Source organism: Shewanella pneumatophori (genome assembly GCF_023283895.1).
Lineage (GTDB): Bacteria > Pseudomonadota > Gammaproteobacteria > Enterobacterales > Shewanellaceae > Shewanella > Shewanella pneumatophori.
The window spans coordinates 16,334-38,622 of record NZ_JAKILB010000013.1 but is presented as its reverse complement, the minus strand read 5'-3'; the positions used below and the strand labels follow the sequence as shown (position 1 = coordinate 38,622).

Below are 22,289 nucleotides of genomic sequence, written 5' to 3'. Positions count from 1 at the left end.
TTAATTGATCTCTAAGGTCGGCTTAATGTGCTCTTCAAAGAACTTCTCACCTTCTTCAACAACTTGCGTTGTGAATTTGTTTTCCATTACATAGCGCATGATGACTACATCAGTTAGTAGTGATGTGTTCTGTGCATCATTGAGATTAATTTTGTTTAGATCGGCTTTTGCTAGCTTTAGGTGGATTTGAGTTAGCATAAAAGCCACGCTAAGAGGACTCTCGATAAACAAATAATGATTGTTTTGTGCGTAGAGCATTCCGTCTGCCTGCTCTTCTGATTCAAAGGCTTGGTACAACTTACTGTGGCTACTATTAACGTCTTTGTATTTTTGCTTCTTTCTGAGCTCTTCAACCTGCGCCTGGCTGATAACATCAAAACCACCTTCCTTGGCGCTTTCAAATGCATTTAAAATCGCATTCGCGTCCTGCTCCATCATTTCGATAGCTTTTCGCTCCATGTCGATGACAGAGCTTGCAATCTCTCGTGACTTTGTGCGGGATATATAGGTGTTTAGTCGAGTCTCTACACTGTGTCCTGCCGCCTCCGCGTCTCTATCGAGCGCATCATCAAAAGCTTCACCGCGCATGCCTCGTGCTGCTTCGGCCGCGATGACCGAATTACGGATGGCTGATGCGTTAAGGCTTTGTTTTTGTGATATTATGTTTTGCAATAACCATTGGAAAGGCTTTAGCTTAGTCTCGCCAAGCTCTGATTTTAGAAACAATAAAATGTGGCTGCTGTCGTCAACTAATGAAGTCAGTAATTTGTACGTGGGGCTTACGACCCTAGTCTTTGGGGATAAGAATTTTAGCCAAGAGAAAGCAAATCCCGGAAATAGTTTACCTTGTTGATCTTTGCACAGTAGCTTTTGACAGGATTCAATTGCATTTGTGTACTCTACAGTGGCGTAGTATAGAAGGTTAGCCTTTGTCGCGGGGGTTGAAAGGACCACCCGATTCATTTTGTCTCTACGTCCTTTTATCGACCGTCCAAATACGTCTTCGGTAGAAATAATGTGATCATCTATTGTCATTGCGAGTGCAGCATCATCGTAGATTTTATCCGCATTTTTTAGCCAGAGCATAAGAAGTTGCTCAAAGTCGGTGATCGTCAGCAAGTCACGCACTGTAAGTGCATTAATAGTTGATACACTACACACCTTTGTACTCTTACTTCTGTTACATACAGCTAGATTAGTATTAATGCGCCCATCGGTTGCGGTTACTACTGACCACAAATTAGTCATTTCGTTAATCGTAGGAGTGGATGACCAGGTGAACTTTCGCACTTTACTGGATGCAGGATTTACTTTACCGAGGTTATATGACCATACCTCAAGCAAAATAGGGTCGTTTAATTCACATACCGCTTTTGATAGTCTGTGGTATAGGCCGTGGGCATAATCAACCTGCTCTTGTGAATTTCTACCGTTGTTGGTGCGCAAGAATCCGCATGAGTTTGGTGGCTCACTTATTGTATGTTTATCAAGCGCCTCAACCAACAGACATTGGAACTCTTTATCCTTTTCAAGATGTTCGCGCAGTGCACCTCTTTTTTCTGCGAAAAGCAATAAGGTAGTGCTTGCTACAACCTTAAGTGAATTGATAAGTGCCGTGTCGCTATACTCACAGCCTTTAAATAGTGATGATAAGCAGTCACGCGCTTCCGAGTTTTCTGATAAGTTACTGCCAAGTCGTCCGGCTTTAACTCGATATGTTACGTGCTCCTGCCAATTTAGCAGGTTCTCTGGCAACTGCGACTTTGTTTGATTTTCGTCTGATTGTGAAAGCGCGAGATGTTCTAGAGGCAGCAGTGCTCCGCGATATTTTTTGTTTTGAGTTAGGCCGCTGTTATTTGCATCACTCACTGTGGTTATGTAGTGCTTGTATTCGTTTAAAATCGAGAAAGGAAGCGGCACTGTAGGCGCTTTGTGCGTTAAAAAGTCAAAAAAATACTGTATATTTGTAATATATCTGATGATGGTTTTGTTCGTGTGGTTTTGAACATAAGTTGTTCCTAAAAACCAAATCATGCATTGGCAGACTAGGTCATCCTCGTAACCTTGTGGAATAGACACTCCGTACTCAGTATTGGCGGTGCCTAGTCGGCCTAAATATATCGACGTTGAATTCTTGTTGCGCAGTTGTTCTAGCGACACAACTTTCGCTGGCATCTCTAGCGAATCGTAGTCAATGGTATCAGTGTGCTCGTTAAATGAACTATCCATATTCTTTACATCTCTATTGCCGATTTCTTCATAAATTTGCGCCCTAGACTCGTTTCGTCAGCAGTTAGGAAAGTTAAATACTCTTTATTATTGTGCTGGTTCAGCAGCCAATCGGCGTATATATAGTGCTTGATAGAAGTTCCAAAATCAGCGTGGCCGAGATAATCTCTGACAATGATAGAAGGTGGTAAACCTTGCTCCCGACACCAGACAACTTTGTTTGTAGCGAAGCATTTACGGCAGATATGAAAGTGACGTTTTCGCCATTTTTTTACCTCGGAGTTATTGATATTTCCGGCAGCAATCAAATTTTCAACCGCTTCGGAGAACTTGCGTGAAGCAAATCGGTCATCGTTTAGTGCTGAGCCATTTTCTTGGCAAATGAGTGGAGTGTTGCTAGTCAACTTATCTTGGATGTTAGCATCGTATATGAAGTCATGGATTGCAGAAATGAGAGCAAACTCAATGTTGAGAGACACTTTTTTAGATGATTTTTTATTTATATAAGATATGTCCAGCGATATAGGCAACTCTCCTCCTTCAAGCACATTAGGGATGCATCTTTTGAAGTAAGCAACAGTTAATAGCGGGTTAGATGCGACATCACTGGTGCGAAGGCCAGCGTAATAGCCGAACATCATCGCAAGTCTGTTGCGCTTGCGTATGAAGTCGGAATTGCCGCTTACATGTTCGCAAAGCAATTTTATGTCGGAGTTGGTCATGTAAAGATCTTTAATTTCGAGCGCTAACTCGGCGTAAGTCTGCTGGCTCTCAACATACTCATCAGTGAAAACACTGAAATAAATAACGCGCTCGCTGATAAAGCAGCGCTCAAAGCAAAACTTAAAAAAGGAGAAAAGAGTTGTGGAGTGTATTTTAATTGTGCTGGCTTGCAGTTTTTTCTTTTTAAAAAGATAGCCAAATAGATATTTTTGAACAACCTCGGTACTAACATGCTCTAAGCCTATTTCAAGTTGTTCGAGAAAATCCAAAAACTGTTTAATTTGATTGCACTGTGATGCGCAAGTGTTGTCCGCCGCATGTCTTACACACTTTAAATTAAATAAATAAAAGCAAGAAGGGTGATGCGGCTCTCTATCACAATCAAATATCATTTCGATGTTTTGTAGAGTAGAACCGTATTTGAAATTTTTGAGTAAGTATCGAGAGTGCAACACAAGCCTGCAACATTTGCCGAACAATATACTAACTATATATATGCCAGAGAAAAAAGCAAGGGTAGAAACATAACGGACTATAAAATACCGTAACTTGCAAGCTTGCCATCCATCACCTTTAGGTAGACTAGACCGTCAACTTCTAGCTGAGTGTTATCTTTTGAGATACAGCTTTGTGGCGGTACATCAAGGACTTGTTCACGGATTTCATGCTTGTATGCTACGCGGTCAAAAAACGGGATTAGAAAATGAAAACCCGGTTGTAGCACAGTACGAAACTTACCTAAACGTTCGATAACATTGACCTCACGCATAGGCACAATCAGCAGTAATTTGTAGAGAATAAAAAACACAAACAGAACAAACAGTGTAATTCCGAACATAAATAGATTCCTTCCTTTTTAAATCAATGATTTTTAGGCGAAAAGTGCTCACTATCAGCCGCAATCGGCTCGACCACTAAGGCGATGTTGTCGCGGCAAATAATCCTCACCTGAGCGCCAGCAGCAATCTCGCTACCATCTCCTAAAGCGGGCCATTCACTGCCTTGAAATTCAATACGTCCCAACTGTTGCGCTGGACCTATAGTTTGTTTGACGATGGCGAGTTGATTGTAAATATCTAACTCTTCATCTGTGTTATCGACATGGGCATCGCCGCCGACTAACTTTTGTGTGACCTGACGAAACGCCAGTAGAAGAACCATAGATGCAATAAACCAAAGCGTTAAACTTTGAGTTACTCCTTCAACTAAACCTATAGTCAAAGCGCCAGCAACGATTAAGCAAGCCGCACCTAAAAAGATCACTATACCGCCGGGTAAAATGATTTCAGCCAGCATAAGTAAGATACCTATGCATGCCCAAATTAGAATGGGATTTGAAAACTCCATATTTCCCCCTGAAAATGGAAAATCTACAACGACTATATCAGTTGTGGCTGAACAATACGACATATTATGTCAACATTATCCACTCCAGGCTGTAACAAAAACCATCCAACAGGTTTACTGCGCCCACACTAACATGGCCATTATCAGGAGTAAAAGTCGCTAATAGCGATTAACAACGTTTGCTAAAAGGGATAATGGCCAAGCAAACATAAATATGTAAACCCCATTATTTCAACAAGTTAAATCCATATTGACTAGAGCAGAGAAAAAACACTCACAAAATCTTTGAACATTGTCAGCAAAACGCCTATATTCCCCGCGAATAAAACCCATGCTTTAGCAAGGGTTTATATACCTAGATCTTCGACCTCAATAAAAACAAAGGCGTTATGATGAACAACAAACTTCTATGTCTAGCTTTACTCGCTAGCCCTGCAGCAATGGCCGATAACTTGGTTAATTGGTGGGACGTTAGTGTTACCGCTCTACATGGTGAGAATTACGATTTAGCTCCTTCTGACAAGCAAACCACGCTGACGTTTGAAACAGCTGGTGACTGGAAATATGGCGACTGGTTCGCTTTCCAGGATGTTATATTTTTTAATGGAGAAAATGGCGGCAAAGACGATACTACCTACGGCGAAATCTCGACCCGCTTAAGTGCTGGCAAGATTTTAGGTAAGCAAATTGGCTTTGGCCCTGTAACTGACTTATCACTAGCGCTAGCTTTAGAAGAAGGCGAAGGCCCAGTTAAGAGCTTTTTATACGGTATTGGTATGGATATTAACGTGCCTTATTTCAGCTACTTCCAGCTAAATACTTACCGTCGTCATGCTTCTGGTAGCGAAAACATCAGTGATGGCTGGCAGTTATCACCGTCGTTTAGAATGGATTTTCCTGTTGGCAACTCCAATATAGTACTTGATGGTTACATCGATTGGGTATTTGCCACTGACGAAGCGGCCTACGAGAGCAACTTCCATTTCAACCCACAGCTTAAGTATGACTTAGGCGCGGTTGTGTTAGGTGAGCACCAAAAGAATAAGCTGTTTGTTGGTATCGAGTATGATTACTGGCAAAACAAATATGGTGTTAATGGCATAGATCAAAACACTTACTCTGTGATTGCTAAATATCATTTCTAAATTTGAGCAACCAATTGAGCATTAAAAAAGGCGCTGAAAGCGCCTTTTTTGTGGGTAAAACTAAAACAATAAGCTCAACCCAAAGTTAAGCCAATAGTTTCTTGGCTGCTGCAACCACAATAGAAACCGCACTCACTTCGGTTTTCTTCATGGTAGCTTCATCAGGGATCTCTTGCTGTGTGCGGTTTACAATTACGCCCGCAACACATGCAGCACGCCAACCTTGTGAAGCACACATGGTAAATAGCGTTGATGATTCCATCTCGTAGTTAAGCACGCCTAAGTCTTGCCACTCTTGCATTGAACCTTTGAACTGACGAGTTACGCGGCCAGATACAGTGTCATAACGCTCTTGGCCTGGGTAGAAGGTATCTGACGATGCAGTAATACCAATGTGAGGCTCAAGGCCAGCTTCACGACTTGCTGCAACCATAGCAGTAGTACAATCAAAGTTAGCAACCGCAGGGTATTCCATTGGCGCAAAATGTAAGCTCGCGCCATCTAAACGCACAGAAGCTTGAGTCACAATAACATCACCCACATTCACATGTGGTTGAATTGCCCCAGTTGTGCCAACACGCAAGAAAGTACGCACACCAAGCTGAGCGAGTTCTTCAATTGCAATAGAGGTTGATGGGCCACCAATACCAGTTGAACACACTACTACGGGTTTGCCGTCGATATAAGCCAAATAACTGGTATATTCACGGTGACTTGCTAAAAAGGTCGCATTTTCCATTAACTCGGCAATACGCTTAACACGTTCAGGATCACCTGGCACGATCGCTAAGCTAGCACCATCTAACATCTCTTTAGTTAAGCCTAAATGAAATACATCAGACATCGTGAAAACCCCTTTCATTTTTGATATTAATAATCGGATTAATGCGACTTTAACCTAGTCGCCACCCATAAAAGGTTAACTAGATCACACTTTTCCAGCCAAGAGTCAATGAAATGTCGTAATCTAGTTACCAACACATCAAATCAGCAGAGCTAAAATATAGCAGCTTCAACTGATACTGCCAGCTTAAAGCGCCCGTCTTTACCAAGCTAAATACAAAGTATTTCGATAATAATTATATATAATATTAGCAATAACTTAGCTAACTTAAAGCCTCAGAAATTGCGCTCCCTATTTGCTGTGTTTTACCTGCTTACCTGGCATATTTTTCACCTTAATAAACGCTGATAAATCCGCATTTATAAAGTTAACAATTCAATCGCTCATTATTCGATCAACATCACATTTAACGGTCAATAATCGCGCTAGTTTAAAAGTGAAGTAAATGATTAATCCGCACTAAAACAGCCAAAAGGACGCCTGCATGTTTCCAGAGTACAGAGAACTTATCAGCCAATTAAAAACATCTGACGCACACTTCCAAAAGAAGTTTAACAAGCACAATGAACTCGATGAGGAGATAAAAAACCTGGAAAAGAGTAACGCTAGCGATTACACCTCTGAAGTGCATGAACTAAAAGTGAAAAAGCTACATCTGAAAGAAGAGATCTACGATATTTTGAAAGGTCACTCCAGTTAAGTTGCGTATTTTAGGCAATAAAAAAGGGCGCTAAGCGCCCTTTTTAGCTGTTGTAGTTTGCTACTTCAAAGCAGCAAGTAAATCTGTTGTCGTGGCAAAGAAGGTAATCTTGGTAATTTGATTATTGTTTAGCTCAATCAAAGTCGCCTGATCTTTTTCTGCTGGCAGGGGCTTAGTTTGCTCACCTTCATTGTCTAGTGCGACGCGGTAAGGAAACTTTTTAAACTGAGGTAATGCAACAAAGCGCGCAATCAAAGACGGCATGCCGCTAATATCAGCCACATAAATCAGTCCAGTGTCGCTAACTAATTCAGGTTCAGCCTCTAGCGCTTCTTGAATCAAGGTTCCGCCATCCATACTGCGGCTAAAAAGCACTTTAGTGGTGCTGCTATCAACGTTGTAAACCGCTTCGTGCTGATCTTGTAAATTGATATCAGTGATTTGGTCGCCAACCTGATAAGTATTAGCCAGAACAGATGTGGTAAACAGGCTACATAAAGCGAAAATAAGTGCTCTCATAATTGGACTCGACAAATTAGAATTAGCAGAAAGAATAACCTATTATTGATATAGCTACAGTAAACTTCGCGGCAAAGCTTGATCCTCTTCACGCAAAGGTTTTTCAGTCATTAATGAATCAAGTCTTCCGCTATACATATATAAATTCTAAGTTACAAAATCCTGTTTATTCAGTAATCTAATTAGCAGACGTTGTCATAAGGGATACAAAAATGGAAGAGCAAGGATTAGACCAAGAAATAGCGCAGTTACAGAATGCCTATACCGCTATAACTGAGTTTTTAGTGCAGTATAGTTTTAGTATTCTTGGTGCCATCATTATCTTCTTAATTGGCCTGTGGATAGCATCTAAGGTGGCCAACCTTGTTACTCGCATTTTTGAAAAACATGAAATAGATATCACTCTGAGTAACTTCACCAGCAACTTTGTTCGTATACTCATTATCGTGATGGTCGGGATCATTGCCCTAGGTAAATTAGGTATTAGCGTCACCCCTATGGTTGCTGCAATTGGTGCCGCATCATTAGGTGCTGGTTTAGCCCTACAAGGCATGCTGGCTAATTACGCCGCGGGGATCACTATTATTGTGACTAGGCCCTTTATCGTCGGTAATACTATCGAGATTAAAGGCGTAGGTGGGCTAGTTAAAGATATTCACTTAGGTATGACTGTATTAACTAACGAAGAAGGCGAAGAGATCAACATTCCAAACAAGCATATTGTTGGTGAGATCTTACATAACTCTTTTGCCAACAAGTTAGTTGAGACTAAGTTTAATATCAGTTACCAAGCGAATACTGAAGAAGTCGTCGCCATGCTAGCTAAAGTGCTCGCCGATAGTCCAAGAGTATTTGAGGGCGACAAAGCCCAAGTCGGTATTAATGATTTTAATAGTATTGGTATTGAGATCGGTATTCGCTATTGGGTGCCCACTGAAAGCTACTTCCAAGATAAGTATCAAACCAATGCAGCACTTTTTAAAGCATTAAAAACGGCGAATATAGAGATCCCTTGCCCTGTTAAACAGGTCCAAATCCAAGAGCACCTATAAACTCATTTACCGCATAAAACAAAAAGAGCAGCTATAGCTGCTCTTTTTGTTAATTCACTACAGCCCCCGCTGCCACTCTTGACGTAATACAATACGCTCTGGGGTTGTCATCGCGGCTTCGACTTGCGCAACAAGTGCAGCTTTATCTTTACCGAGTATGCCTTTTAGCACCAAATAGTTTGAGGCGTGATCTGAGCGAAACACGGTTTTATCAAGCTCTAGATGAGTCAGTAAAGTATGCATCTCAGTAAATAACTGCGCTTGATTCGGTAACTGAAAATGACCGTCAAAGGCGGCGTCCATACGCTCATTGCCTAAAGGTAAAGTGACCACTAAGGTCGACAAGTATTCTGGCTGGGCTGCATTCATTAATTTGGCAGAGTTCTCGGCATGTTGCTTGGATAATTCTACTCCGCCTAAACCGTTTAATATCATCACCGAAGCTTTGATCCCCGCCGCTTTAATTTTCTGCAAGGCTGCCAGTGATGATGCAAATGTTTCGCCCTTTTTAATGCGGGCTAACACCTCATCGTCGCCGCTTTCACAACCGATATAAAGTAGGCTGAGTCCAAGCTCTTTAAGACGTTGAAGCTGCTCAGGGGTTTTATTATTAATATTGCGTGGCAGGCAATAACTACTAATTCTGGTTACGTTTGGCAGATACTGTTTTATCATTAAACAAATGGCTTCTAGACGGGCGAATGGCAAGGTCATGGCATCGCCGTCGGCTAGGAATACTCGGCTAATATGAGCGCGAGACCCCGCAACAGCAATTAGGTCTTGTTCTATTTTGTCGGTCTTTTGCGCCCGAAAACGTTTCTGCGGCTGAGTATACATGTCACAAAAGCTGCACTGATTCCAGCTACAACCATTGGTGACCTGCAGTATAAGAGACTTCCATTCTGATGGTGGCCTAAACACAGGCTCAATATAGTTCAGCAACACTCTCTCCTATTTCAACAGCATTTTATCGATGCAGAAGTTGAACATTTTTCATCTGTAAAATAAACAGCTACATATTAATTGTCATAAAAGCTGCATAGATTAAACCGATTGCGTGTTTATAACGTAAACTAAAACTAGTAACACAAACCACTTTTTCATGAACGAGGCGAGTATGCTAACGGCATTGCAAACTGGAGAGAGGCGCCAAAGCCAACGATCTCATAATAGCCATTGGGAGTTAATGAGTGCGGAGCAAAAAATTACTCTTTATGATCTGCACAAATTTGGTTATCAATTACTTTTTGTTCGACAACTGAGCTCAAGCCCGCTTGCATTTATCACACAAAATGAATCCTTAGCGGTAATTGAAGCTAATGGCGAGGTGGATTACTCACCTAAAGTGCAAATTAGACAGTCAAATAAGCACTAATTATGCTTGGTAAGTTCATTGCTTAGCCGCACGATAAGAGCCTGCTAAGTGATTGGGCTTCAGTTATTTATTCGCCTCACAACCTCTTAAGTTTTAGCAGACTCAGTTAAGGTCAGTAGCATGTCGATGTGCGGAATGCCGTCTTCTAAGTACATCTCAGAAACAGCTTCAAAACCTTGTTGCTGATAAAAGCCTTTTAAATGCTCTTGCCCACCTAACTGAATATTATGCTCTGGCCAGCGCTTGATCGAAATCGCAATGGCTTTTTGCATTAAGGTATGAGCAACACCACCACCACGGGCAGCTTCAGCCACAATAACCCGCCCGATACTGGCATCAGGATAACTCACACCAGGTGCGAGCACTCTGGCATAAGCTTGAATAACACCTTGCTCATTCAAACCCAGTAAATGCTGAGTTTGAGCGTGGCGATCTTTATCGTCTAGCTCTGGATAGGGACAGTTTTGCTCAACCACAAACACATCAACCCTAAGCTTTAATAGATCATATAACTCGTTAAGTGAAAGCTCAGAAAAAGACAAAGATTTCCAAAGCATAGCTTGCTCCTAATACACGGCAATAGGCTGCAGTCTAGCACTTTGCTATGATAAAAACAGGCGTTAAATGGCGAGTTTTTCACGCCAATAACACCTATTCGTTAATAGCCATTTGGTTAACTCAAAAGGCTTAAGCATCTGTTTAAGTTTGAGCTATCGGCTTACGAATCGACAACACCGATACCACAGCTATCATCAACAACCCTGCCATAATAAAAAATACATCGTTATAAGCTTGAACCATGGCTTGTTGCTGCATGGTTTGCCCAAGCAAAGCAGAGGCTTGCTGGCTAGCGGTGACAGGGTCAGAACCCGCTGCTTGTAACATAGCTGCTGTTTGATCCAAATACCCGTTAGCCAGAGGACTCACGGCAGGCAAGGTTTCTTTCATCTGAGCTAAATGAATTCTGCCTAAGTTGTCAGTCAGGGTTGCAACTAATGCAATACCAAATGCTCCGCCTAAATTGCGCACCACATTCAATACTGTCGATGCCGAAGCGTTCTCAGACTTTTTTAATCTAGCCGTCGCTAACATGCCGATTGGCACCATAATAAACGGCTGGCCAATAGCCCTGACCACCATAGAGGCAATTAATTGCGGCCCAGCAAAGTCAGCAGTCATATGACAATTCATGTAGTAACTCACGCCAAACATGAAGAAACCAAAGCCGGCTAAATAACGATTATCAAAACGCTGCATTAACTTGGGCATAAACGGCAAAATCAGCAACTGCGGAAAGCCAAGCCACATCAAGACTTCACCAATCTCTAACGAGTTGTAATTTTGAATTTGCGACAGATATAAAGGCACCATATAGATCGATGAAAACAGTGCTAATCCCAGTAAAAAATAAGCTATGGTCGACAAACTAAAGTCACGATTTGCCAGTAACCTCAAGTTGACCAAAGGATCTTTTTTCTTAAACTGCAGATAAACAAAAATCACAATATTTACCGCAGCCACAATGGCTAAATTGCGGATAAGATCTGAGCCAAACCAGTCTTTACGGTTACCCTCTTCTAGCACGACCTCCAAACAGCCCATCCCCAAAGCCATGGTCAGCACACTCATAACATCGACATTCTTAAGCTCTGGCCAATTAATTGGCTTTTTAACTAAGCCATAAGCCAGCATCGACATCACCACCAATCCAGGCGGTACATTGATGTAAAACAGATAGTGCCAACTAAATTGTTCGGTAAGCCAGCCACCTAAAGTGGGGCCAATTGATGGCGCAAAAGTCGCGGTAATACCAAAAAGCGCCATACCTACCGCGCGTTTACTGTCGGGTAAGTATTCTAAAATCAGCCTAAAGGCCATAGGGATCAATGCGCCGCCAAAAAAACCCTGCATCGCCCTAAAGGCAATCATAGATTCAAGATTCCATGCAATAGAACACAGCAAAGAGGCAAAGATAAATATCGCGCTGTTCCACAACATATAGCGGCGAATATCTAGGCCTTTACTAAGCCAGCCTGATAACGGGATTGCTATCATTTCCGCTACTAGATACGCAGTTGCGATCCACGAGCCTTCTTCTAAAGTTGCCCCTAATCCGCCTTGGATCTCTTTCATCGACGCATTGGTGATTTGGATATCCAAAATCGCCATAAATGCACCAATTAATCCGCCAAATACGGCTATCCAAGCGCGGCGACTGCCGGGTTCAACTCGCTCAATAGATGGTAATGTATCAGCTCTAGTCGCTGACATTAGTATTGCGCTCTACTTGCGACAACTGCAGGGCTTTGACTATCACTTGCAGTATCGACTTTGACCAGCGCACTAAGTCCCGGAACAATTCTGCCCTGTTCAAGCTGAGCCGCGGAATCTTTATCTAGGCGGATGCGTACCGGGATCCTTTGTACAATCTTAGTAAAATTACCTGTGGCATTTTCTGCTGGCAATAGGCTGAATTTGGCACCAGAGGCAGGTGACAGGCTGTCAATCACACCAGAGAAATGCTTACCCGCAAACGCATCTAACTCAATGGCGACTTGCTGGCCTGCGTGCATATCGGCAATCTGAGTTTCTTTGAAATTAGCGGTGATCCACACTGCGTTATCAGGCACTAGGCTGTAAATGGCTTGCCCTGGCTGTACATACTGACCCTGCTGCGCACCGCGTTTACCGATAACGCCGCTAAATGGCGCGGTAATTTGAGTATCGGCTAACTGAATTTGCGCTAATGCCAAGCCCGCTTTGTTTTGCTCAACACTCGAGTCAGCTTCAACTAATTGCGCCTTAAATACATTTAACTCCCGCTGCTTAGCAATAAGAGCGGCTTGGGCTTCATCAACATGGGCGGTGGCAGATTCAAAAGCCGCCTGCGCCTCATCAACCGCATCTTGTGAGCTGTAGTTTTTTACCTTTAGTTTTGATGCGCGGCTTAACTGCTGCTGGCTACGAACTTGCTCAGCCTTTGCAGCTGTAACCCCCGCCTGCGCCTGACTGATCAATGCTTGTTGTAAATCAATTTGCGCATTAAGCGTGGTTAACTGCGCTTTAGCACTGCTAAGTAATGCCTGACTCTGGGCAACTTTAGCCGCAAATTGGCTATCTTCTAGCTGTGCTAATAACTGGCCCTTGGCCACGTGTTGGTTATCGGTGACAAAAGTGGCGGTCACATAGCCAGGCACTTTTACACTGATATGAGAGATATCCGCTTCAACATAAGCGTTATCGGTAGATTCAAAATTACGTACTTGAGTCCACCAATAATAACCACCTGCTACAAGTGCAAGTATAAGGGCTGGGATCCCGATAAATAATTTGGTTTTGGACATGAATGACTCCTTGATTAGTGAGTCATAGTTTAATACTGTCTCAGTATATTTATTAGATAGCTAAAATATTACCCACTGTTTCACAGGTGTAACAATGATAGATCTCAACCGCATTCAAATGTTCTCTCAAGTCGTCGAACAAGGCAGTTTCACTAAGGCAGCTAATGCCTTGGGGTTAACTAAAGCGACCGTGAGCCGCAAAGTGGCAGAGCTAGAGGCTGATGCCGGCGTTCAACTGTTATATAGAACCACCCGCGCATTAAAACTGACCGAAGCGGGGGCTGATTACTATCATAGAGTTAATCGCATTTTAGCTGATCTACAAAATGCCGAAGATCAACTAAGCGCCAGACAGCAAACCATTAAAGGGCATCTAAAAATCGTCTGCCCGATTGAAATGGGCCAACTGTATTTTGGGCGGATCTTCGCTAAATTTTTAGCGCTTTATCCCGATATCACCATTGAAGCAGAACTAACAAACCGCCCTGTAGATGTGATTGGAGAAGGTATAGATTTACTCTTTCAAATCACTGCGCAAACCGATGACAGGCTTAAGACCTACGCCTTGATTAATACTCCTAAGATTTTAATGGCAAGCCCTAAGTATCTGCAGCAACAAGGCGAACCCAATTGCCCGGAGCAATTAAGTGAACATCAATGTATTCGTCTAAGCTCGCCACATATCGACAGTAATTGGACCCTATTTAATGGCCAAGAATGGGTCACTATCGAGCCTAAATCTAGGCTTGAAACCAACAACATCACCCTAATGCGTGAAGCCGCGATTGAAGGACTCGGTATAGCAGCTATCCCACTAGTGATAGCCCATGATGCGTTAGAAAAAGGTGAGTTAGTTACAGTGTTGAATGATTTTCCGATGAAGCAAAGCTTAGTCACCATGAGTATGCCGCAGCGGGTGTATATACCGAGGCGCTATCAGGTCTTTATCGAGTTTCTTTATCAAGCGCTATTTAATAATTGGCAAGACAGAGTATTAGAGGTGCCAGACTTTATCGAGCGACCAGATTTTAGTAATCAATAAAGCAGAAATAAACCAAAGCTGTTATCTGCATTGAATCTGAGCAGGGAGCAGCTTAAGTCGCTACAAACAAATTTCAATATATTAAACCGTCACTCTCACCCTTTATATTTTAAGTATTCAGCGTAAGCATCAGCACTAAAAATTAATACAAGCTGTTACATTTAAGCTGCGAAGCAATATAATCACAAAAACCACTATAAATATAAATTAAAATACACAGAGCAATATTTAAGAATATAAAAAAGGCGCCAAGTAATCAGTATTTAAAAGAGTCACTTATTCAAATACTGATCAAATCACGCCCTAAAAAGTGATGGGTTAGCAGATTGCAGGGAGCCGCTAACCCTTACTTTTTATTCCTTACGGTCAAACACGTGGTACTTGTCAATACCGTACGAACGACCTTCAGCGTGACAAGTTGCACACGACTCTGAAGTGCCCTGGCTGAACCAATCGCCTGTATGGTCAACCGGAGTATTGATTTCGCCGCCATTCGACTTCATGTGGTTCAGTGCTTGGTCGCTATCATGGCAAGCAAAACAGTTGGCCGTGACAGGGCTTGAAGCTACACCTGGTGTGCCGCCATTAAAGGCTTTCGACAACATGTACTGGTTAGGAACAGCATTTAAGTCGATACCCTCAGCATGACAAGCCACGCAGTTTTCTGCATTAAGCTGAGTCGCAGAGTTTGGTTCACCAGTAATTGCTGAGCTACCAACGCCCCAGTGCATGCTGTGAACCATAGGGCCAAAGCCTGGTGCAGAGTTTGCTGAGCTACGATCTTGACCATTGTTATGACAAGCGACACAACCTAAACCACCATCGGCATAGCTACCATTCTTGTGGTAATTGGTTTCGTTGTTGTGACAAGTGCTACAGCTATCCATGGTGACACTATGGCGGCGCTCATATAGCGTACCAGACATCATGTCAGAGTAACCATGCAAGGTCACACCGTCATAACTAGCATCCTCCCCAAAGTTAAAGGTAATGCGCGAGCTTGCCATTAACTCAGGGAAAGTCGCATCTAAGCTGGCAAAACAGATAGAAGCTGTACCGTTAGCATCATATGTCGTCGTTGCAGTGCGTGCTGCACGGCCAACGATAGAACCATTATCATAACCATGTAGGTAAGCGCCTAAATACGAGACAGTACCATCGGCTAGCAAGGTCTCAAGATTCAGTTGCTCATCACCTTTAAACAAGGCGATATCGGTACAGTAGCCCGCATCTGCGCTCATGTATGGTGCAGAAATAGTTGATGAATGCTCATCACGAACCTGCGCTTTTTCAGCCACTTGTTTGTGGAATAAACGCACATCATCTGATTCACTAAAACCACTGTAAGTCATTGCGACTGCCGCACTACCAACGCCAGCAGCATCGTGACAATCTGTACAAGTTTGCATGCTATTTACTTTGGTAATAGGCTCTGCGTGACAGGTATAACAGTTAGCTGGCTCAAAGTCTTTTTCAAACTTCTGGTGATTAATATGACCAATTTTTTGCATTGAGTTGCGCGCATAGCCACCTTCGTCACGAACCACATTACCGTGACACACCATACAGCCAGCAACTAAGTCAGTCTCGCCGTCAGTGTTAATTGCGGTATAGCTTGGGTGTTTTAGATTTGATGCGGCGTAGTCAACGTGACAACCATGGCAAGTTGCCGTTGATGTGGTGTGTAGACCTTCAGTTTTATCGACCACAATATAAGCAGATTTAGCAATTTTCTCGCTACCACCCACTGCAAGACGAATGATGCCTTCAGTACCCGCATTAACCGCAGGCATAGGTGCTAGAAACTCATAACGACCATCTTCAGTCATTGTCAGGCTTGCGCCGACTGTTTCTTCACTAGCGCTACCACCGACGATAGTGCCTTCAAAGTCCGGGCGGCTGCGAGCAATACCTTTATCAGTTAGCGCTGCCACTTCAGCACTCACCTTCTCAAGTCCGCTAACTAACAAGCCTTCTTCGTTAGTGACTTCAAATTCGAAACGCACCGCCCCCTCCTCCAAGGTATGGCTGAGCATTTCAACATTAGTGATTTCAGTCGCTTCAACGACTGGCGGTAGTGGGCTAGTGCCATCTTCACCATCACTGCCATCTTTACCATCGCTACAGGCTGCTAAACCGAAAGCGGTAGCGACTATTAACACCGCACTGCATTTATTAAATTTTCTCATCATCACTCCATAATTTTTATTAAGTCGTGATCTTTTACTCCCCCGTAAATACCTTAAAGATTGCCCACACTTATTTTTGTGATTAATTTCTCAACAACATACTTCTTTAGAGGTAGAGTTCACATAAATAAGCAAATAAAACATAAGCGATACCAATTTAATATTCAGTTAATGAAACTCCATTAATTAAAACTTAAATCCCACTCAATCTAAGCAAATAACGCCAATTTACCGCACGGCATATTTATTAGTAATATTCATATACTTAAACAATGGCTTCCAATAAATATATAAATTAAAGAACACGTCATACGCTAAATATAAAAAGGCTTAATTCACATTAAGCCTTAAATGACAATTAGGCAGCTAACACACTAAATATAATCAGCTTATTTATTACATCGCTACTAAGCAGCAAATTGAAAATATTAGTGTATAGCCCGAATTATGTACCGTGAGAATTTAGCCGAGAGTACTAGCTCTTGGTACAGCTCTTAGTGTCAGCTTTGAGCGCCAACCATAAAAGCTAGCCTAAAACTTCAAACTCATCATCAACAAGTTTAGCGGTGCCATCATCTTGCAATACCCAAATCTCTTTGTGCACTACCCCATGGGCTTTATTCATTTTCCAAGCCGTAGTTAATAGTACAGACTTTTCATCTAGCACTTTAAACTCAGGGCTTGTGTATTCAACATCCGCATAGCCTTGATCAATCAAGTTTTGCCAAAAAGCTTGAATCGCTTCAGTCCCCACAAACTCACCAAAAGGACGCGCTAACATTGGCGCATCTGCAGCATATTGTGCAGCGCACTGTGCTGCATTTTGAGTGTTAAAACCTTGCATCCAAGTGGCGCTGGCAAGTTTTACGGCATCGAGTAATTGCTGTGACATAGTGTGTACCTGTATTTGAATCAATTTATGCCTGCAGTTTACAGCGATCATTAGCATTGATAACCTAGCTAAAATCGCAATCATAGTTCGATTAAACAGAACAATATAAAACCACTAACGAGATAAAAGATAAGGACAGCAATATGGAACATTTACGGCATATGGCCATTTTCAAACATATTGTCGATAGCGGTTCTATTAGTGCTGCGGCTGATAAGCTCGATCTCTCTAAGTCCGTTATTAGTCATCACTTAAAGTCACTTGAACTCGCCTTAGGTGTGCAACTGCTGCATAGAACCACTCGCAAGCAACAATTAACCCCAGCAGGTAAAGACTTTTACCAGCGCTGCAATGAGCTAGGAGCTATTTCCGCAATCGCTTGGCAAGAGGCGAGAGAAGCGGCGGATACACTCGCAGGGCCGTTAAAAATCAGCTCTCCCCATGCCTTAGTCGACAGTATTATCACCCCAGCAGTGGCAGCACTTTGCCTTAATAACGCAATGATCCGCCCGCATATTCAGCTGCAAGATCGCCGTATTGACCTACTTGGCCAAGATATCGATCTTGCTGTGAGGGTCGGCAAGCTGACATCGAGTAACCTTATGCAGCGAAAAGTCGGTCAATTTAGAGATGTACTCTGCGCCAGTCCTGCATTTATTCAGCGCCATAGTGCGCCGATAAACGCTGGGCAGTTTGCAGAACTCGATTACATTGCAAATTCTTGGCAAGGACAAAAAATTCAGCATCAAATGCAATCAAAAATCCCAACTAAAGGCCAAAAGAACCTGATAGTACAGTTTAATGCTAATCGCTACGCCGATAGCTCCGCTGCGGTATTATCGTTAGCAAAGGCTGGATTAGGCGTAGCGCTATTGCCTGATTTTGTATTTGAGCAAGCCCAGCAGCAACAGGAGTTAAGCGAAATCATTAGCAGCCATCAATGTGAAGTAAACAGTGTTTACGCCGTACATGATTTTGGCCGAGAACCACCACTTCTTATTAAGAAAACCATCGACGCATTGATAACGTCTTTCCAGTCTCCACAGTAAAGGCCATAAATTGGCTGCATTTGGATCCTGTAACTGTGCATAACGGCCTTAGTTGCTGCCATAAAACAAAATTAATCGCTGCGATTAGCATTTTTAAAGGCCTGCACCTGATTTGTTTCGATAAAGCTGCTAACATTGCTGGCAATTTTTTAAGCTTAGTGAGAAAGATCAAGATGGGTAGAGCATACCAAAACAAAAAAGAATCCATGGCGAAAACTGCTGGGCAAAAAACTAGACTTTATTCTCGTTACGGGAAAGAGTTGTACGTTTGCGCCAAGAACGGTGGCTTCGATCCAGATGGCAACCTTGCGCTTCGCACCATGATTGCCAAAGCCAAGAAAGACCAAGTACCAGCACACGTTATCGAACGTGCAATTGAAAAAGCCAAAGGCGGTGGTGGTGAAGACTACGAAACTGCGCGTTATGAAGGTTTTGGTCCTGGCGGCTGCATGGTTATTGCCGACTGTCTAACTGACAACGTTAAGCGTACTTTCACTGAAGTTCGTCAGGCATTCGTTAAAAACGATGCTAAGCTAGGCGGCCCAGGTACTGTTGGCCACATGTTCGATCACCAAGCTGTATTCGTATTCGCTGGCGATGACGAAGATGCAATTCTAGAAATGCTAATGATGGCTGACGTTGATGTATCTGACGTTGAACTAGAAGATGGCATGATCAGCGTTTACGCTCCACACACTGAATTCTTCAAAGTAAAAACTGCATTAGCAGCTGAGCTACCAGAAGACACAGATTATGTGATGGAAGAGATCACATTCGTGCCGCAAACAATGACAGCAATTACTGATGCTGAAGAAGTTGAGCAGTTCGAGAAGTTCCTAGCGGCACTTGAAGATTGTGATGACGTACAGAACGTTTACCACAACGCCGAGCTTCCAGAGTAAATTAAACTCTATATTCACTACTGGTTCGCCAAACGCGACTCAGCAAAAAGGCACTCATTGAGTGCCTTTTTTATCGTTCATTTATGAGCTTACGTCTTGAATTACTTCTTAAGCAAATAACGCAGCATAACGCCCTGTTGGCTAATGTCTAAAACTTCATAGCCATGGTTCTTTGCGTCGCTTGAAATAATAATGTTATTAATCGATTATCCAAGCCACGCGTGGCAGAGCTGTTTAGCTATTTTTCAACTACTTCTTAAGCTACTTCTTAAGCAAATAACGCAGCATAACGCCCTGTTGGCTAATATCTAAAACCTCGTAACCGTGGTTCTTTGCGTCGCTTGAAATAATAATGTTATTAATCGATTGTCCAAGCCACGCGTGGCAGAGCTGTTTAACTATTTTTCAACTATTTCTTAAGCTACTTCTTAAGCAAATAACGCAGCATTACACCTTGCTGGCTAATGTCTAAAACCTCGTAACCGTGGTTCTTTGCGTCATTAGGAATGTTATTAATCGACTGCGAGCAATCGGTGATCACTTCTAATACTTCACCCGCTTTCAATGATTGCATCGCTTCAAGCGTAGCAACTGCTGGGTATGGGCAAGGCTCACCGTAAATCTCTAAATTGTAATCAGGTACGATAGATGCTGGCATAAACTGCTCCTCAGCAAAAGTCGGCTCAGTTAATTGAGCCGAATATAGAACAAATAGAATAAATCTTACTTTTAAAACCGATTTTTAAGCTTGTGTGGCAGACGTTGCCATCGCAACTGGTGCAGCCTTTAACTCTTCAAGCTTTGCAGCCACGGCTTGTTGTTCACGCTTCTGCTTATTAAAGAAGTGCTGCTCCCACATTAAAATCAGCACAAACGATAAGCCCAGTAACAGATAAGTCACACCCAAGCCACCAAGCGGTCCAAACACATCTAGCAGGTTAATTTTGTCCCAACTGGTCGCCATAGGTTCGGCAATCGCATCCCAGTAATAAGCCAATATGGTTGCACCAATAATGTTACCGACACCCACCCACCAAAAATGCACTTGGCCTTCTAATGCGCGGTACATCCAGCCGGTTTCGCAGCCACCAGCAATCACAATACCAATGCCAAACAGCAAGCCACCAATCACCGCATTCGGGCCAGCCCATAATGTTTTAGGCGTCATACCTAGCTGCACATAGCTATAAATGCCGATAACACTCACTGCCATACCTAAGATAATCGCCTTAGCCATATGCGTACGACCGGTGATCCACATATCTCTAAACGCTGAGGTAAAACAGATCTGCGCTCGCTCAATCAATAGACCGAACATCATGCCCATAAACATGGCAATGCCCAGCTTTGTCGAACTTTGCATAACATACAGCGACAAGCCAATCATGGCTGCAAACACCAACCAACCTAAGCGGAAACGGTTTCGTACTTGATTCGGATTCGGCTTGGCTATTTTCTTCAGGCCACCCGCTTTTAGCGTGGCGGTAGAGCGGAAAAACGGTAATAAGGTGATCTTAGCGCCGATATAAGTACCTGCTGCAGCGGCAAAAGCAAAGATCCATGCATGCAAAGTAAACTGCGGAATACCGGTAAAGAAGGCTGCTAAGTTACAGCCCATAGCAAGACGTGCACCAAAGCCGGCAATCATGCCGCCCACTAATGCTTGTGCAATACGCTTTTTCGAGCTTGGCATACGCAGCTTTAGGTTGTTTGCCCACAGCACCGCCGCCATACAGCCGCCAAACATACCAATTATCATCACTCCACCCACACGATCCATTGGAGTGCCATTCAGGCCGATGATTTTAAAGTACTGCCATGACTCAGGTTCTGCGCCAAACCATTGTAATACATGGCCACCCCAGCGGGTAAACTCGCCGGTTACCGCCCAAAGTGAGCCTGTAAGACCAAAGAAATAAGTCGACAATATTCCTGCTGCAATAACGGCAGCAAAAGGCGACCAGAATTTAATAAAAAACTGATTTTTAAAGGTTAACCACATATTTAAAATTACCAACTAACATTAAGAACTTAAATTAACAGTTCAACTTATAAACTTTATTACATTACAGCTAAGTTATTACTTTCAACATTACTGACTTTTTTATTACACAAATACAACCTTTCAGGGTGAGTATATATTGTCACTCTGTTTTCCCGACAAAAACCAACCAAGGTAATATTTGATTTATGCGCGATATCAATCGCTAACGAAGTTGCTGAAGAAATTGCAAATATAATACTAATATTTGCAACGGCAGCTTTTTGCACCATTTCAAAACTGGCTCGACTGGTTAATAACAACGCCGAATGACGAGTCGGTTTATCGATACTGATATGACCAATTAATTTATCTAACGCGACGTGACGCCCCACATCTTCGAAGCAGCACATAATATCACCTTCTGGTGACAACATGGCAGCGGCATGAGTAGCACCGGTCAAATTAAATGCATTTTGGTACTTGTGCAGGTTGGCTAGCGCCATTTTTAAACTGTTTAAGTCAAACCGTTCGTTGCTGGTCACTTGCACAATGGGCTTAACCGTTTGCTCTATCTGCTCAACACCGCACAGTCCACATCCCGTGCGGCCTGCAAGACTGCGGCGATGCTGCTTTAACTGCATAAAACAGCGCTGTGAAACTTCAATATGCACTAGCACTCCGCTAGCAATGGTTTCAATTTCAATTGAACGGATATCGCGTACGCTTTCAATAATCGATTCAGACAAGCTAAAACCAATAGCAAACTCTTTTAGTGCTGTTGGGCATGCCATCATCACTACATGAGAAATACCATTGTAAATCAGTGCGACTCTGACCTCTTTCGCCACAGTTTCTATTAATGACTGCTCTCTATCATTACGAAAACACGTCACTGAAGCTTGCTCAGTAATATTATTTAAGCCACATACAAGTTCCGTCATAAAGCTGTTCCA

General features: G+C 42.8%; 21 protein-coding genes and 1 pseudogene. 7 read left to right on the top strand and 15 right to left on the bottom strand.

What is annotated here, in order from left to right:
- The 4 genes and pseudogenes from L2740_RS17115 to L2740_RS17100 all read right to left on the bottom strand — a co-directional run bounded on the left by L2740_RS17115 (position 1) and on the right by L2740_RS17100 (position 4,299).
- Positions 1-2,229 (bottom strand): hypothetical protein, encoded by a 2,229-nt coding sequence (locus tag L2740_RS17115; protein WP_248951294.1) that lies wholly within the window; start codon positions 2,227-2,229, stop codon positions 1-3.
- A 5-nt stretch (positions 2,230-2,234) separates the two neighbouring features.
- Complete coding sequence (locus L2740_RS17110; protein ID WP_248951363.1) at positions 2,235-3,344, bottom strand: site-specific integrase; 1,110 nt, start codon at positions 3,342-3,344, stop codon at positions 2,235-2,237.
- 146 nt (positions 3,345-3,490) lie between these two features.
- Positions 3,491-3,790 (bottom strand): annotated as a pseudogene (locus tag L2740_RS17105) (SPFH domain-containing protein); the annotation flags it as partial.
- Between the two features lie 23 nt (positions 3,791-3,813).
- Positions 3,814-4,299 (bottom strand): NfeD family protein, encoded by a 486-nt coding sequence (locus L2740_RS17100; RefSeq protein WP_248951293.1) that lies wholly within the window; start codon positions 4,297-4,299, stop codon positions 3,814-3,816.
- Positions 4,300-4,691: 392 nt separating this feature from the next.
- Here L2740_RS17100 and L2740_RS17095 point away from each other — a divergent pair, with 392 nt between their 5' ends.
- Positions 4,692-5,444 carry an outer membrane protein OmpK gene (locus L2740_RS17095; protein WP_248951292.1) on the top strand — a complete coding sequence of 251 codons (753 nt, stop codon included), beginning with the start codon at positions 4,692-4,694 and terminating at the stop codon, positions 5,442-5,444.
- 85 nt (positions 5,445-5,529) lie between these two features.
- Here L2740_RS17095 and udp read toward each other — a convergent pair whose 3' ends face one another.
- Positions 5,530-6,288, bottom strand: coding sequence for a uridine phosphorylase (gene udp, locus L2740_RS17090; RefSeq protein WP_248471400.1), 759 nt, complete (start codon positions 6,286-6,288; stop codon positions 5,530-5,532).
- Between the two features lie 484 nt (positions 6,289-6,772).
- Here udp and L2740_RS17085 point away from each other — a divergent pair, with 484 nt between their 5' ends.
- On the top strand, positions 6,773-6,988 hold the full coding sequence (locus L2740_RS17085; protein ID WP_248471451.1) for an HP1242/YdcH family protein: 216 nt from the start codon (positions 6,773-6,775) through the stop codon (positions 6,986-6,988).
- Positions 6,989-7,048: 60 nt separating this feature from the next.
- On the opposite strand, the gene L2740_RS17080 is transcribed toward L2740_RS17085, so the two are convergent.
- Complete coding sequence (locus L2740_RS17080) at positions 7,049-7,507, bottom strand: hypothetical protein (RefSeq protein ID WP_248471401.1); 459 nt, start codon at positions 7,505-7,507, stop codon at positions 7,049-7,051.
- Positions 7,508-7,719: 212 nt separating this feature from the next.
- On the opposite strand from L2740_RS17080, the gene L2740_RS17075 reads away from it, so the two are divergent.
- Complete coding sequence (locus tag L2740_RS17075; RefSeq protein WP_248951291.1) at positions 7,720-8,559, top strand: mechanosensitive ion channel family protein; 840 nt, start codon at positions 7,720-7,722, stop codon at positions 8,557-8,559.
- A gap of 57 nt (positions 8,560-8,616) precedes the next feature.
- On the opposite strand, the gene L2740_RS17070 is transcribed toward L2740_RS17075, so the two are convergent.
- A complete protein-coding gene (locus tag L2740_RS17070; protein WP_248951290.1) occupies positions 8,617-9,504 on the bottom strand; it encodes a radical SAM protein in 888 nt (295 codons plus the stop codon).
- Between the two features lie 172 nt (positions 9,505-9,676).
- Here L2740_RS17070 and L2740_RS17065 point away from each other — a divergent pair, with 172 nt between their 5' ends.
- Complete coding sequence (locus L2740_RS17065) at positions 9,677-9,934, top strand: hypothetical protein (RefSeq protein ID WP_248951289.1); 258 nt, start codon at positions 9,677-9,679, stop codon at positions 9,932-9,934.
- Positions 9,935-10,020: 86 nt separating this feature from the next.
- On the opposite strand, the gene L2740_RS17060 is transcribed toward L2740_RS17065, so the two are convergent.
- The 3 genes from L2740_RS17060 to L2740_RS17050 form a co-directional block, all read right to left on the bottom strand.
- Positions 10,021-10,491, bottom strand: a complete 471-nt coding sequence (locus tag L2740_RS17060) for a GNAT family N-acetyltransferase (protein ID WP_248951288.1) — start codon at positions 10,489-10,491, stop codon at positions 10,021-10,023.
- 142 nt (positions 10,492-10,633) lie between these two features.
- Positions 10,634-12,205: a DHA2 family efflux MFS transporter permease subunit gene (locus L2740_RS17055; protein ID WP_248951287.1), complete on the bottom strand. Its 1,572-nt coding sequence runs from the start codon at positions 12,203-12,205 to the stop codon at positions 10,634-10,636.
- Positions 12,205-13,278, bottom strand: coding sequence for an HlyD family secretion protein (locus L2740_RS17050; protein ID WP_248951286.1), 1,074 nt, complete (start codon positions 13,276-13,278; stop codon positions 12,205-12,207). The genes L2740_RS17055 and L2740_RS17050 overlap by 1 nt, the downstream gene beginning before the upstream one ends.
- 94 nt (positions 13,279-13,372) lie before the next feature.
- Between L2740_RS17050 and L2740_RS17045 the strand changes: the two genes are divergently transcribed.
- On the top strand, positions 13,373-14,320 hold the full coding sequence (locus L2740_RS17045) for a LysR family transcriptional regulator (RefSeq protein WP_248951285.1): 948 nt from the start codon (positions 13,373-13,375) through the stop codon (positions 14,318-14,320).
- A gap of 353 nt (positions 14,321-14,673) precedes the next feature.
- On the opposite strand, the gene L2740_RS17040 is transcribed toward L2740_RS17045, so the two are convergent.
- Both L2740_RS17040 and L2740_RS17035 read right to left on the bottom strand, forming a co-directional pair.
- Positions 14,674-16,509: a multiheme c-type cytochrome gene (locus L2740_RS17040; protein ID WP_248951284.1), complete on the bottom strand. Its 1,836-nt coding sequence runs from the start codon at positions 16,507-16,509 to the stop codon at positions 14,674-14,676.
- Between the two features lie 526 nt (positions 16,510-17,035).
- Positions 17,036-17,401, bottom strand: coding sequence for an isochorismatase (locus tag L2740_RS17035; RefSeq protein WP_248951283.1), 366 nt, complete (start codon positions 17,399-17,401; stop codon positions 17,036-17,038).
- A gap of 143 nt (positions 17,402-17,544) precedes the next feature.
- Here L2740_RS17035 and L2740_RS17030 point away from each other — a divergent pair, with 143 nt between their 5' ends.
- Positions 17,545-18,450, top strand: coding sequence for a LysR family transcriptional regulator (locus L2740_RS17030; protein ID WP_248951282.1), 906 nt, complete (start codon positions 17,545-17,547; stop codon positions 18,448-18,450).
- 173 nt (positions 18,451-18,623) lie between these two features.
- Complete coding sequence (locus L2740_RS17025; RefSeq protein WP_248951281.1) at positions 18,624-19,352, top strand: YebC/PmpR family DNA-binding transcriptional regulator; 729 nt, start codon at positions 18,624-18,626, stop codon at positions 19,350-19,352.
- Between the two features lie 421 nt (positions 19,353-19,773).
- On the opposite strand, the gene yedF is transcribed toward L2740_RS17025, so the two are convergent.
- From yedF to fdhD, 3 genes are all read right to left on the bottom strand, one after another.
- Positions 19,774-20,010: a sulfurtransferase-like selenium metabolism protein YedF gene (gene yedF / locus L2740_RS17010; protein ID WP_012153712.1), complete on the bottom strand. Its 237-nt coding sequence runs from the start codon at positions 20,008-20,010 to the stop codon at positions 19,774-19,776.
- A gap of 84 nt (positions 20,011-20,094) precedes the next feature.
- Positions 20,095-21,354 (bottom strand): selenium metabolism membrane protein YedE/FdhT, encoded by a 1,260-nt coding sequence (gene yedE, locus L2740_RS17005; protein WP_248951280.1) that lies wholly within the window; start codon positions 21,352-21,354, stop codon positions 20,095-20,097.
- A gap of 59 nt (positions 21,355-21,413) precedes the next feature.
- Positions 21,414-22,277 carry a formate dehydrogenase accessory sulfurtransferase FdhD gene (gene fdhD, locus L2740_RS17000; protein WP_248951279.1) on the bottom strand — a complete coding sequence of 288 codons (864 nt, stop codon included), beginning with the start codon at positions 22,275-22,277 and terminating at the stop codon, positions 21,414-21,416.
- Between the last annotated feature and the right edge of the window lie 12 nt (positions 22,278-22,289).

Excerpts from the sequence above, each read along its gene's own strand:
- L2740_RS17115 (WP_248951294.1), bottom strand. The coding sequence starts at position 2,229 with ATGGATAGTTCATTTAACGAGCACACTGATACCATTGACTACGATTCG.
- L2740_RS17080 (WP_248471401.1), bottom strand. The coding sequence starts at position 7,507 with ATGAGAGCACTTATTTTCGCTTTATGTAGCCTGTTTACCACATCTGTT.
- L2740_RS17060 (WP_248951288.1), bottom strand. The coding sequence starts at position 10,491 with ATGCTTTGGAAATCTTTGTCTTTTTCTGAGCTTTCACTTAACGAGTTA.
- L2740_RS17075 (WP_248951291.1), top strand. The coding sequence starts at position 7,720 with ATGGAAGAGCAAGGATTAGACCAAGAAATAGCGCAGTTACAGAATGCC.
- yedF (WP_012153712.1), bottom strand. The coding sequence starts at position 20,010 with ATGCCAGCATCTATCGTACCTGATTACAATTTAGAGATTTACGGTGAG.
- L2740_RS17045 (WP_248951285.1), top strand. The coding sequence starts at position 13,373 with ATGATAGATCTCAACCGCATTCAAATGTTCTCTCAAGTCGTCGAACAA.
- L2740_RS17065 (WP_248951289.1), top strand. The coding sequence starts at position 9,677 with ATGCTAACGGCATTGCAAACTGGAGAGAGGCGCCAAAGCCAACGATCT.
- L2740_RS17055 (WP_248951287.1), bottom strand. The coding sequence starts at position 12,205 with ATGTCAGCGACTAGAGCTGATACATTACCATCTATTGAGCGAGTTGAA.
- yedE (WP_248951280.1), bottom strand. The coding sequence starts at position 21,354 with ATGTGGTTAACCTTTAAAAATCAGTTTTTTATTAAATTCTGGTCGCCT.
- L2740_RS17050 (WP_248951286.1), bottom strand. The coding sequence starts at position 13,278 with ATGTCCAAAACCAAATTATTTATCGGGATCCCAGCCCTTATACTTGCA.
- L2740_RS17035 (WP_248951283.1), bottom strand. The coding sequence starts at position 17,401 with ATGTCACAGCAATTACTCGATGCCGTAAAACTTGCCAGCGCCACTTGG.
- fdhD (WP_248951279.1), bottom strand. The coding sequence starts at position 22,277 with ATGACGGAACTTGTATGTGGCTTAAATAATATTACTGAGCAAGCTTCA.
- L2740_RS17085 (WP_248471451.1), top strand. The coding sequence starts at position 6,773 with ATGTTTCCAGAGTACAGAGAACTTATCAGCCAATTAAAAACATCTGAC.
- L2740_RS17030 (WP_248951282.1), top strand. The coding sequence starts at position 17,545 with ATGGAACATTTACGGCATATGGCCATTTTCAAACATATTGTCGATAGC.
- L2740_RS17095 (WP_248951292.1), top strand. The coding sequence starts at position 4,692 with ATGAACAACAAACTTCTATGTCTAGCTTTACTCGCTAGCCCTGCAGCA.
- L2740_RS17110 (WP_248951363.1), bottom strand. The coding sequence starts at position 3,344 with ATGATATTTGATTGTGATAGAGAGCCGCATCACCCTTCTTGCTTTTAT.
- udp (WP_248471400.1), bottom strand. The coding sequence starts at position 6,288 with ATGTCTGATGTATTTCATTTAGGCTTAACTAAAGAGATGTTAGATGGT.
- L2740_RS17040 (WP_248951284.1), bottom strand. The coding sequence starts at position 16,509 with ATGAGAAAATTTAATAAATGCAGTGCGGTGTTAATAGTCGCTACCGCT.
- L2740_RS17025 (WP_248951281.1), top strand. The coding sequence starts at position 18,624 with ATGGGTAGAGCATACCAAAACAAAAAAGAATCCATGGCGAAAACTGCT.
- L2740_RS17100 (WP_248951293.1), bottom strand. The coding sequence starts at position 4,299 with ATGGAGTTTTCAAATCCCATTCTAATTTGGGCATGCATAGGTATCTTA.